The 10,504-nt window shown below is 60.9% G+C and carries 13 protein-coding genes; 10 read left to right on the top strand and 3 right to left on the bottom strand.

Annotated features, from left to right (window positions below):
* The first annotated feature begins 100 nt into the window (after positions 1 to 100).
* Both FHS92_RS16475 and lpdA read left to right on the top strand, forming a co-directional pair.
* Positions 101 to 1,345: a pyruvate dehydrogenase complex dihydrolipoamide acetyltransferase gene (locus FHS92_RS16475; RefSeq protein ID WP_184081785.1), complete on the top strand. Its 1,245-nt coding sequence runs from the start codon at positions 101 to 103 to the stop codon at positions 1,343 to 1,345.
* Positions 1,346 to 1,365: 20 nt separating this feature from the next.
* Complete coding sequence (lpdA, locus tag FHS92_RS16470) at positions 1,366 to 2,763, top strand: dihydrolipoyl dehydrogenase (RefSeq protein ID WP_011950421.1); 1,398 nt, start codon at positions 1,366 to 1,368, stop codon at positions 2,761 to 2,763.
* A 70-nt stretch (positions 2,764 to 2,833) separates the two neighbouring features.
* On the opposite strand, the gene FHS92_RS16465 is transcribed toward lpdA, so the two are convergent.
* Positions 2,834 to 4,033, bottom strand: coding sequence for a tyrosine-type recombinase/integrase (locus tag FHS92_RS16465; protein ID WP_011950420.1), 1,200 nt, complete (start codon positions 4,031 to 4,033; stop codon positions 2,834 to 2,836).
* Between the two features lie 27 nt (positions 4,034 to 4,060).
* On the opposite strand from FHS92_RS16465, the gene FHS92_RS16460 reads away from it, so the two are divergent.
* From FHS92_RS16460 to FHS92_RS16445, 4 genes are all read left to right on the top strand, one after another.
* The gene (locus tag FHS92_RS16460; protein ID WP_017184755.1) at positions 4,061 to 4,231 is read left to right on the top strand and encodes a hypothetical protein; all 171 of its coding nucleotides are present in this window, start codon (positions 4,061 to 4,063) and stop codon (positions 4,229 to 4,231) included.
* Between the two features lie 6 nt (positions 4,232 to 4,237).
* The gene (locus tag FHS92_RS16455) at positions 4,238 to 4,972 is read left to right on the top strand and encodes a hypothetical protein (RefSeq protein ID WP_011950419.1); all 735 of its coding nucleotides are present in this window, start codon (positions 4,238 to 4,240) and stop codon (positions 4,970 to 4,972) included.
* 303 nt (positions 4,973 to 5,275) lie between these two features.
* Positions 5,276 to 5,539 carry a hypothetical protein gene (locus FHS92_RS16450; RefSeq protein WP_011950418.1) on the top strand — a complete coding sequence of 88 codons (264 nt, stop codon included), beginning with the start codon at positions 5,276 to 5,278 and terminating at the stop codon, positions 5,537 to 5,539.
* A gap of 3 nt (positions 5,540 to 5,542) precedes the next feature.
* Positions 5,543 to 6,217: a nucleotidyl transferase AbiEii/AbiGii toxin family protein gene (locus FHS92_RS16445; RefSeq protein WP_011950417.1), complete on the top strand. Its 675-nt coding sequence runs from the start codon at positions 5,543 to 5,545 to the stop codon at positions 6,215 to 6,217.
* Here FHS92_RS16445 and FHS92_RS16440 read toward each other — a convergent pair.
* Positions 6,214 to 6,522 (bottom strand): hypothetical protein, encoded by a 309-nt coding sequence (locus FHS92_RS16440; RefSeq protein ID WP_011950416.1) that lies wholly within the window; start codon positions 6,520 to 6,522, stop codon positions 6,214 to 6,216. The genes FHS92_RS16445 and FHS92_RS16440 overlap by 4 nt on opposite strands.
* 72 nt (positions 6,523 to 6,594) lie before the next feature.
* The gene (locus tag FHS92_RS16435; RefSeq protein WP_017184756.1) at positions 6,595 to 7,209 is read right to left on the bottom strand and encodes a hypothetical protein; all 615 of its coding nucleotides are present in this window, start codon (positions 7,207 to 7,209) and stop codon (positions 6,595 to 6,597) included.
* Positions 7,210 to 7,529: 320 nt separating this feature from the next.
* Here FHS92_RS16435 and FHS92_RS16430 point away from each other — a divergent pair, with 320 nt between their 5' ends.
* The 4 genes from FHS92_RS16430 to FHS92_RS16415 all read left to right on the top strand — a co-directional run bounded on the left by FHS92_RS16430 (position 7,530) and on the right by FHS92_RS16415 (position 10,398).
* Positions 7,530 to 7,832 (top strand): hypothetical protein, encoded by a 303-nt coding sequence (locus FHS92_RS16430; RefSeq protein WP_156842021.1) that lies wholly within the window; start codon positions 7,530 to 7,532, stop codon positions 7,830 to 7,832.
* 6 nt (positions 7,833 to 7,838) lie between these two features.
* Positions 7,839 to 8,258 (top strand): PIN domain-containing protein, encoded by a 420-nt coding sequence (locus FHS92_RS16425; protein WP_011950414.1) that lies wholly within the window; start codon positions 7,839 to 7,841, stop codon positions 8,256 to 8,258.
* 1 nt (position 8,259) lies between these two features.
* Positions 8,260 to 9,234: a CBASS cGAMP-activated phospholipase gene (locus FHS92_RS16420; RefSeq protein WP_011950413.1), complete on the top strand. Its 975-nt coding sequence runs from the start codon at positions 8,260 to 8,262 to the stop codon at positions 9,232 to 9,234.
* Positions 9,235 to 9,333: 99 nt separating this feature from the next.
* Entirely contained in the window at positions 9,334 to 10,398 is a 1,065-nt protein-coding gene (locus FHS92_RS16415; protein WP_011950412.1) for a PIN domain-containing protein, read from the top strand.
* Positions 10,399 to 10,504 lie beyond the last annotated feature (106 nt).

Here is a 10,504-nt window from a genome sequence, read left to right as displayed (position 1 = left end):
CATGGGCATGCTCAACCACCATTTCGCAGCAGCCGCCTGATCGGCGCAGAGCGACAGCCTACCTCTGACTGCCGCCAATCTTTGCAACAGAGCCCTCAAGATGCCCGCGTTGTCTCCCACGATGGAGGAGGGTTCGCTCGCCAAATGGCTGGTGAAGGAGGGCGATGTGGTGAAGTCTGGCGACCTGCTGGCCGAAATCGAAACCGACAAGGCGACGATGGAATTCGAGGCGGTGGACGAAGGCATTATCGCGAAAATCCTCATCCCCGAAGGTACAGAAGGCGTGAAGGTCGGGACCGTCGTCGCCATGCTTGCCGCCGAAGGCGAGGATATCACCGCTATCGGGGAAGGGGCTGTTCCCGCGCTTCTGCCGGCCCCCGAGATTGCCGACAAGGTCGCTACATCCATTCCCGCCGCTGTTCCTGTCGCGTCGTCAGCCGCACCCGCAATTGGTGCCAGCCGTATCAAGGCCAGCCCGCTTGCCCGTCGTCTGGCGGAGGCAAGCGCCATCGATCTTTCTACGATAAGAGGCTCCGGGCCTAATGGCCGCATCGTCAAGGTTGACATTGATGGCGCGACGCCTGCCTCGATGCCGGCCGTCGCTCCGGGGGTCCCCGCGGCGTTTGCCGCCGCAGTACCGTCGATCGAACCCGACATTCCACACGAAGTCGTCAAGCTGTCAAACATGCGGAAAGTCATTGCCCGACGGCTCACCGAATCGAAGCAGCAGGTTCCGCACATCTACCTCACGGCCGATATCCACCTCGATCCATTGCTGAAGCTTCGGGCCGATCTCAACGACGGGCTTGCCGAACGCGGTGTCAAGCTCTCGGTCAACGATCTGCTGGTCAAGGCCTTGGCGGCCGCCCTTATCGAAGTGCCCAGCTGCAATGTGCAGTTTGCCGGCGACAATCTGCTGCGGTTCAGCCGCGTCGATATTTCGGTGGCGGTATCGATCCCCGGCGGCCTGATCACGCCGATCATCGCGGGCGCGAACGCCAAGGGCGTTGCCGCAATCTCCAGCGAGATGAAGGATAGGGCGGAGCGCGCGCGCAACGGTAAATTGCAGCCGCATGAATATCAGGGCGGCACCGCCAGCCTGTCGAACATGGGCATGTTCGGCATCAAGCAGTTCGAGGCTGTCATTAACCCGCCCCAGGCCATGATCATGGCGATCGGCGCGGGCGAAAAGCGGCCTTATGTAGTGAACAATGCGCTGACCGTTGCCACGGTGATGTCGGTAACCGGCAGCTTCGATCACCGCGCGATCGATGGGGCGGACGGTGCGCAACTGATGGCCGCTTTCAAGCGCATCGTTGAGAAGCCGCTGACACTGTTGGCCTGAATCTCAAGGAATTTCCGAACATGGCTGATAGTTACGACGTGATTGTCCTTGGCTCAGGCCCCGGCGGCTATGTCGCCGCGATCCGCGCCGCTCAGCTCAAGTTGAACACGGCGATTGTCGAGCGCGAGAATCTAGGCGGTGTCTGCCTCAACTGGGGTTGCATACCCACCAAGGCGTTGCTGCGCTCGGCGGAGGTTTTTCGCTACATGCGGCATGCCAAGGATTATGGCCTGGTCGCGGAGAAGATAACCGCCGATCTGGATGCAGTGGTGAAGCGCTCACGCGGCGTTGCCAGGCAGCTTAATCAGGGTGTCTCGCACCTGATGAAGAAGAACGGGATCGCCGTTTATATGGGTGAGGGGAAGCTCACCGGCAAAGGGAGGCTTTCTGTCACAGCGCCGGATGGTAAGACCAGTGAGTTGACCGCGAAGAATATTATCATCGCCACGGGCGCGCGTGCTCGCGATCTGCCGTTCCCGAAAGCCGATGGAAAGCGCGTCTGGACCTATCGCCACGCGATGAACCCGCCGGAAATGCCGAACAAGCTGCTTGTTATCGGCTCGGGCGCGATCGGCATCGAGTTCGCCAGCTTTTACAACGACATGGGCGCGGAAGTGACAGTCGTCGAGATGCTGGACAGGATCGTTCCGGTCGAGGATGCAGATGTCTCGACCTTCCTGGAAAAAGCGTTGGTGAAGCAGGGCATGAAGATCTTGACGGGTGCAGGTGTCCAAAAGCTCGATATCGGTGCCACCGGCGTAACAGTCGCGATCAAAGCCCGGGATGGCAAACTTGTTTCGGACGAATACAGCCATGTCATCGTGGCAATCGGGATCGTCCCAAACACCGAAACCGTTGGGCTTGAGGCACTGGGTGTGAAAACGGAGCGTGGCCACATTGTTACCGATGGCGCATGCCGCACCAATGTCGAGGGAATCTGGGCGATCGGAGACGCCACGGCGCCGCCTTGGCTAGCGCACAAGGCCAGCCATGAAGGTGTTATCGCGGCAGAAACCATAGCGGGTCAGCATCCGCACGCAATGGACCCCAGGAACATTCCCGGCTGCACCTATTGCCACCCGCAGATCGCTAGTGTCGGCCTCACCGAAACAAATGCGAGGGAAGCAGGTCACGAAGTGAGGATTGGCACCTTTCCCTTCATCGGCAATGGCAAGGCTATCGCGCTCGGCGAGCCAGAAGGCTTCGTCAAGACGGTATTTGATGCCCAAACTGGCGAGCTGCTGGGCGCACACATGGTCGGCCCGGAGGTGACCGAAATGATCCACGGCTTCACCATCGGTCGTACACTGGAAACAACCGAGGCGGAGCTGATGGAAACGGTTTTTCCGCATCCGACCATTTCCGAAACGATGCATGAAAGCGTGCTTGCTGCCTTCGGGCGCGCAGTCCATATTTAGGCTATCTTCCATATTTGGGAGAGATCATGCCTCCTTCTGCTGCCGAACCACGAGCGGCGAGGCGTCAAGGTCAGCTACGTACTCTTGAAAGAACCCGTGCGGCGACATTGCTTCGCACCGCGAGCTTTCTACCGTAACGTAGCGCGGTTGTCGGTGAACTCCATCGCAGCGCCTGCGCAATGCCGGCTCCGTCCTCTCCGGCGGCGAAGAGGTCCTGGGTCAGGCCAACGCGCAGCGAATGTGTGGACAGCGCCTGAACCGCATCGGCCAGCTTGCTGGCGCTCAGGTTGACCAGCCCCATTTCGTAGGCGGCACTCGCCACGCGCCTGTAGATCCCATTGACCCCCTGCCGACTGAGGGCCTCCTTGCCGATGGTGTAGGTCGTTCGGGCCAGTGCCGTTTCCGGATCGGAGCCGCGCGCGCGCCGGCGATAGACACCAACCCTGCGAAACAGCAGCCCGTCCTCGATCGCGCTTTCGGCCTGCCACAAGGCGACCCTGCGCATCGTCTCGGCCGACAGCCACGCCCACGCGCCTTCCTGCTCCTGGTCGGTTTTGGAGAAGGGGATGAACAAGGTCGCCGAGCCGTCGTCCTGCGCATCGATATGCGTGGCTTCAACCCTAGTGAGCTCGCTGACCCGGAGCCCTGCGTCATAGCCGAGCGAAAGCAACGCCGCGTCCCGTAACCCCTGAAGATCGCCGCCACACGCTTCGAGTAGCGCAGCCAGGGTGAAGCCTTTGGCGGCGTGGTGATCCAGCGCCTTGCCTAACCGCAGAGGCGCAGCCTGACGCTGAAGTGCGCCTCTCTGCCGGCGGATGGCCTTCAGCGCGGCGCGAACCATCGGGGCGTCGGTCGGCGCGGCGGGCGAGGCCAAGCCCAGCATGCGGTGGACCGAGGCGATGCTGGCGATGCGCCGCGCCAGCGTCGCGGGCTTCCTGCCTTTGGCGTCCAGCGCGTTTACATAGCGCACCATATCTTCGGGATCGGCTGGCAATGGCCTGCGGCCTTCTTCACCGCACCAGTCGCGCCAGCAGTCGAGATCGGCGGCTATCGCCGCCTTCGTCGCGTCGGCCATCGCCGCCAGGGTCGTCTCGAGACCGAGCTGACTGATCGGCGGTAGATCGGTCGGAATGATTTCCCCGATCGTGCGCAGCAGCCGCACATCGACGGATTCGGCGTCTGTCTTGCGCGATCGTGTCGGCAGAGCAGTGTCGTTCGTCCTGACGACGATGATTTCCATGGGGGAGGATTTGGTGGAACTCTCGGTCATCGTTCGCTATATGTCTTCCCGGAGGATATGATGCAGCTCAACTCGGCAAAAGCTCTGGCCCTTGGCCGGGAGGTCCGCGAAACCTTCGGCAGCTGGAAGAAGGCACGCGAGGCGGCCGTCCAGCGCGATGGCGTCTATGTCATCGATCGGGCGAAGATTCGTGCTGAAAAGGCCAAGAAGCTCGCCAAGACGGCCTGATCTCGAATGACATTCGGCTACGCGCTGCTTGGCGCTCTGGTTCTTCTGCTTCCCGGGTTTGCGGGTTATTTCGGTCTTCGTATTGGCGAGGCGAGTGATTTTGTGTCGCCGCGGCCCGACCGGCCCAATTCCAATCTCACCATTTTCCTGATTGTGCTGCTGGCGCTCGCTGCGCACACCGCCGGGGCGGGAATTTTTGCCTTCAACGAAGCGATAGCGGCGTGGAAGCCGCTGATCTCGCTTCCCTATGATCCCAATCCCTACAAGGCACTTCTGTCCGGCCAGGTCCCATCGGGGCTTTCCGCGCTCGCAATCGAACTGGAACTGCTGTTCTGCCTGGCGCTTTCCTTTGGGACCGGCTGGGTCTGCGAGAGAATGGCGCGCGCCAAGCCGATTACGACCCGAACCGCGCCCTTGCGCTTCGGATGGCTCCTGCCGATCGTCGAGAAGGTCGAGGCCGGTGGCCATGTCGCGGTCGGTTATGTGCGCACGACGAGCGGCCACAACGGTGCCTGGGTCGCCTATGAAGGCAGCATCCGGCGCCTGACGCTCGACGATGACGACGGAATCCGCATGGTGGTGCTCGAGCAGTGCGATCGCTTCATTGTCCGGATGACGGACGACAAGATCGAGCGGGTCGACATGGACAGCGCGCCGATCGCCATGATGCATCTTGCCGCCGACCAGATCGCCGATTTCGCAATCGAACTGTTCGAGGTTCCCGAGATCGGCGCTGACTGAGGCGAGCGGCGGCGTTCTGCTCAAAACATGCGGCACAAGGCGCGACACATCTGTGCCGCATGGTTTTTCCCCGTTCGTCATCATCCGCAAAATTTGCCCTTCCCTGCCGTTCCAGCAGCCCTGTACTTACCATAATCTCCCATTATGGTAAGTGAGAAAATCACGCGGGGAGGGCGGTTTACGCGGAGAATCGGCCTTGCACATCCCGCCTGGCCGGATAGCGGATTGGCGCCGTTCTTGTTTTGATAACGCCGAAGCGCTATATGCGCTGAACGATCCACGAGATCATGGTACAGGTTAGAAATGGCAAAGGCGGTAAGCTTGGTGTTGGCGACGGTGAACGCTCCTTATGGGGCGAACCTTTCCGCGCATCAACTCGCTGCGCTGATCGCCGACCCAAAGAGCGCGAGCGATTTCAACGCGCCCGTGTTTTCCTTCTTCTCGGAAGTAAGCCCGGCTCTGCAGCTGCAGTTCGTCGAGGAAATGGGTGTCGACGCCGACAAGGTCTGCGCGGTCGCCGACCAGTTCTCCCACCTCTCGGGCTACGCGCTCCCGCTGGCGGCGTAACGCATGGTCGAGCGCGGCCCAAGCCAGTGGCCGGTCCTGTTCGATCTTGCGATGGAAATCTTCGCCCAATTCGAGGAGAACGTCGGCTTCGTGCCCTCGTGGAGCTTCGGCGGCGGGACGGCGCTCATGCTCCAGATCGATCATCGTGAAAGCCACGACATCGATATCTTCCTTGATGATCCGCAAATCCTGCCTTTTCTCAATCCAGAGATCCAGGATTTCGCAATGACCCGTCGGCCGGACGAATATAAGAGCGACGGGACGCAGGCGCTCAAACTCGCCTTTGACGAACTGGGTGAGATCGACTTCATTTGTTCGTCCGCCATCCTCGATGTTTCCAGTGAGCGCCACGATGTGAGGGGGCGGACGGTCGACCTTGAAACTCCGGCCGAGATTGCAGCGAAGAAAGTTTACTTCCGGGGCTGGAACTTGCAGCCACGCGACATGTTCGATCTTGCTGCCATCGCCGAGCACCATGGTGACGACTATGTCGTGTCAGCATTGCGTGAATGCGGCCATGAGCGATGCCGCAAGGCGCTGGAAGTCGTCGAGAAGGTCAACCCGAAGGCTGTCGAGACGGTGATTGGCCAGCTGCTGTACAGGGAAAAGAACAGCCATCTGGTCGCAGAGGCGCAGGCGATTACGCACCGAATTTTAGGGGCTTCACTTTCCGATTAAGACGGTCGCAGCACGGGCGCGAGGAGCCGTTCGGCACGAGCCGAACCGTATTCCTTCACCGCACGCGCGAGCTGCGCGCTATTCATCTCCCCTGCCTTGGCAAGCGCACGCGGCAGGATGGCCACCTTGTCCTCGGGCAGCCTGTCGATGTTATGGAGGAGGTCGACAAGCAGGACTTCCTTGGACAGCCGCCTGGGCACCGACGGCCGCATCCGGAAATCGTACATCCGGCCATCCAGTTTGAACCGGCCATGGCGTTTGCGATTATAGACCACGGGCTCGTTGTGGAGCTGGGTCGTGCACACGCCAAGCCCATTGAATGCGCTTGGAGAGACCAGCAGGAACCGATCGTCGCCGAGAAATGTGAAGCTGCGATCCTACCGCGCCGCAGCCGCTCGAGGCTGAGCGTGTGCGCCTCGTACATAAGGCTGCCGCCGGTTTTCGCTGGTCACGATGCTCGGCTGAAGCGCGGCGCGGACCGCATCCGTGACCGTATAGACCGCATGACGCTGCGCACCGCGGTTCTCATGGTCCACGAAAAAGCCCTGGTAATGCCGTCTGATCAGTCCTGCCTTCACCAACTCCGACACCGCCCGGCTGATCGCCGTCATGCCGGTTTCGCGGATGCGCTCGCTGAGTTCCGCGTCGACGCGGCGCGCGGCCTCCACCGGATCGCCCGGCAATTCTCCTTTGGCTGCGAGCGCAGCCCGGACCTTATCGGCGGTGGCCCGGCGCTGGTGGTGACGCGCGCCGCTCGGCGCAATCGCCGCGGCCAGCCATTCGCGGATGGGCACCAGAACCTCGCCTTCTCGAACCAGAGGCCCCGCCTCCCCGTTCGTCCGGGCGGCCCTGGCGATGAGATCGAGCACCATGAAGGTGTAGCGCGGCCGACCCGAGTGCTCCGCGATGATGCGCACGATATCCGGCAGGCCAACTACTGGTGCTGGCGCCGGGGTTGGGATCGATGGCGCGAAGAGATCGAACTGAAGCATGGAACGAATCAAGCACAAAGCACGACTCTTGTGAATCCCCCAATCGCTCACAGAAACGACCGAAAGACGTTTTGCCATCCGTGTCACTTTACCCGACCGGTACCTGAAGGGTAAAGTGACGCAGCCGTCATTGATCGATGCATCTGCCCCGTGGCCACAATCATTGACATTTTGTGGCCACGCCCTATAACCATCGTCATTGGCAGCGAAGGTTGGTTGGTATGGACGTGCAGCTTCTAGCCGGAATCGAGAGGATCTGCTCCCTTCCAGAGCATCAGCTAGAGGTTGAACTCGGCAAACTGCTCGAAGGTCGGGCTCCGATGGCCACTATCACCATTCGCGCCGCGCGTGACAGCTTCACCAAGCTGCTTGCGCGTGCGCGTGACGGATCGGTTCAGCTTGTCGGCAAAGACAAGGGAGAGCAGACCGTGATCCTCTCGGTTGCGGCTTTGGCGAATGTCATTAAGGCAGCCGCTGGCGGTATTTCCGCCGGAGAATTTCTTGCCGCCACGCAGTTCCAGCCGTCACGCGGAAAGCTCGTCCATGTCGAGAGCGACGACGACAGCAGCCAGGAATTCACTGTCCGATCCGGAGAAGCTTCCTGGCAGCAGGCCAGCGCCTAAGCGGCCATGTATCTTCTTTCGACCCAATGCCTGCTTGACCGGATCACGGGTCAGGCGCCGGCCTCGATCGATGCGCTGCCTGCCCGAGAGATCCACCTGAGCGCGGTTTCCCTCGGGCAGGCGCTGCTGGCCATCGAGCAAAGCCCGGCGGGTGAACGCCAAGGCCACCGCGATGCGCTGCGCGGCTATGTCGGCATGGTGCGCAGCTTCGATAATATCGTGCCGTTCGACGAAAAGGCCGCCATGCTGTGGCCTGGTCTGCGGGCTCAGAAGCTGATCGCCACCAACCCGGCCGGTGCCGTGATCCCGGTCAGCGAGGCGACGACGATGGTCGTTGCCTCGGCTCTCGCTACCAATCTTGTCTTCGTCGACTATCCGCAGCCCTACCATAGCGGCGTCAGCGGGCTGACGGTGGTGAACCCTTGATATGACCGAGAGCGACGTCGGGATCAGGGAAGGTGCGCGCGCGCAGCCGGCCAAACGGTTCCGCATTCTGGCGCTGACCGGAGGTGGGTATCGTGGCCTCTTTACCGTTCGGATCCTCGAACAGATCGAGCGGACGATCGGAAAGCCGATCAAAGACCATTTCGATATCATCGCCGGCACTTCGATCGGCGGCATCGTGGCCATCGGCCTGGCCCAAGGCATTCGCCCAGCCGTGATCGGCGCCGCGTTTGAGAAGCACGGCCAGGCGATCTTCCCGAAGCGGGGTTTACTCGGTCGCTGGGGGCTGGCGCGCTCGCGCTATGACGCGGCTGGCCTCGCGCAGACGATCGACGCCGTTCTTGGCGAAGCGGGAAAGACGCCCCTGTCCGGCCTGAAGACACCCCTGATCGTGACCGCGGTCGATTTCGGCGCCTGGGCGCCGGCAATATACGAAACCACTGGCATGTCACCGAAGCTCGAAGGAACCTCGCTACGGGACATTGCCCTCGCCACCTCCGCGGCGCCAACCTATTTCCCCGACCATGTGATCGACGGGCATTCCTATGTCGACGGCGGACTGATCGCGAACGCTCCGGATAGTATCGCCCTGATGCGGGCGCTTGGGCGCTATGGGCGCACGCCCCAGGAAATCGACCTCATCAGCGTCGGGACCGCAGGAGAGCTGCGATGGGATGTGCCGCGTGCGCCCAGGCGCCGCGGCGGTGTGATGCTGATCGCAAAAGACGAGCTCGTGTCGAGGACGATGAAGGCGCAGGAGAGCCTGTCGCTCGACCTCGTGCAGTCCGTCCTGGGCTCGAGCTACGTCCGCATCGATAGGGTGCCTTCGCTCCAGCAGCAGAAGGAACTTGCGCTCGATCGGGCAACCGACAAAGCGGCCGAGATCCTGGGACAGCTCGCGCGCGACGCCTATGCGGGAGCCTCGGCGAGCAGCACGTTCAAAGCGATGCTTCGATAGGGGACGGGTGGCGGACTGACCAAGCCTTACGTTCCAGAAAATGCTGCCTGTCCGTCAAGCATCTGCCCAACATGACCTCAACACGGATCTACTCTGACGATGGCGAAGAAAACGACCAAAAGAACGCCGAAGGTCTTCCTGGATGCGAACATCGTCATCAGTGCCGGCAAACCACCAGGCGGGCCTGAAATCGCCCGTGTCGTCGATCTTGTCGATGCCGGTCTGATAACGGTGTTGACCACCGATCTCACCATCACCGAGGTTGCCAAAAAGTACATCCAGAGTGATTTCGACGCGATCAAGGAGATCAGCCAGCCGCATTTCCGGAAGATTGTCGAGGGAGCGACCGGCGTTGCGCTTCCCGCGCTCAAGCGGCCGGAGCTTCGCGCAAAGCTGAAATCGATCTACGATGAGTCGACTACGCAGATGTTCGATGCGCTGGAGGCCAAGACGCTCCAGATCGACGAGGTGAAGCCGTCGGCAGTGTTCAGCGCCTATGCGGCAGGGGAAGGTTTCTTCTCAGGCGACGGCAAGAAGGACCAGTTCCCCGACGCCTTTGCCTTCGAGTGCCTCAAGAAGGAGGCGTCGAGAAATAGCCCGGTGATCATCGTTTCGAACGATGGCGACTTTGATGGCCCGGTCGGGTCTGCGAAGCATATTTCGCTGGTGAAGTCGTTGCCCGAACTGTTCGCGGCGCTTGGCCTCGAGATGGCCGCGCCGCAACTCGATCCCTTCCTGGAGACGCAGGAGGAACAGATCGTCGACCTCGTCAGTCAGGAACTTACGAATTGGGGACTGCACAGTAGCGACGTCATGGATGCGGAGATCGACGAGATCACCGTCAATTCGGTCGAAGTGAAAAAACTCACCGCCTTCAAACCAAGTGAGGCAGGTAAATCAATCCTTGTGGTCGGCACGATCGAGGTCGCAGCATTGGTGTCTTTCACTCATCCCAACTGGGATGAAGCGATGTATGATTCCGAGGACAAGGTGCTTATCCCGTTCGAGGATGAGAGCGGGGAGACCGAGATCGAGCTTACCATCGACGTCGCCATGTCGATCGCGGTCGACGAGGCAGGCAATCCCGAGGAGATTGAAGCCTTGCGGTTTCGCAACAGCGATTTTCAGTATGTGACGCTCTATCCACCCGACATGTACAAATAGGGTCCGTGGATGAGACGATTCGAGGTCGAGAAGCAGTTCTGCGACATGGTCAGCCGGATCACATCGTTCAGGTCGAGTCGGCGACTCTGTTTCGGGTAGAAAAAAG

This window comes from Sphingobium subterraneum (assembly GCF_014199435.1).
GTDB classification, from domain to species: domain Bacteria; phylum Pseudomonadota; class Alphaproteobacteria; order Sphingomonadales; family Sphingomonadaceae; genus Sphingobium; species Sphingobium subterraneum.
This window is presented reverse-complemented; position numbering and strand designations above follow the sequence as displayed.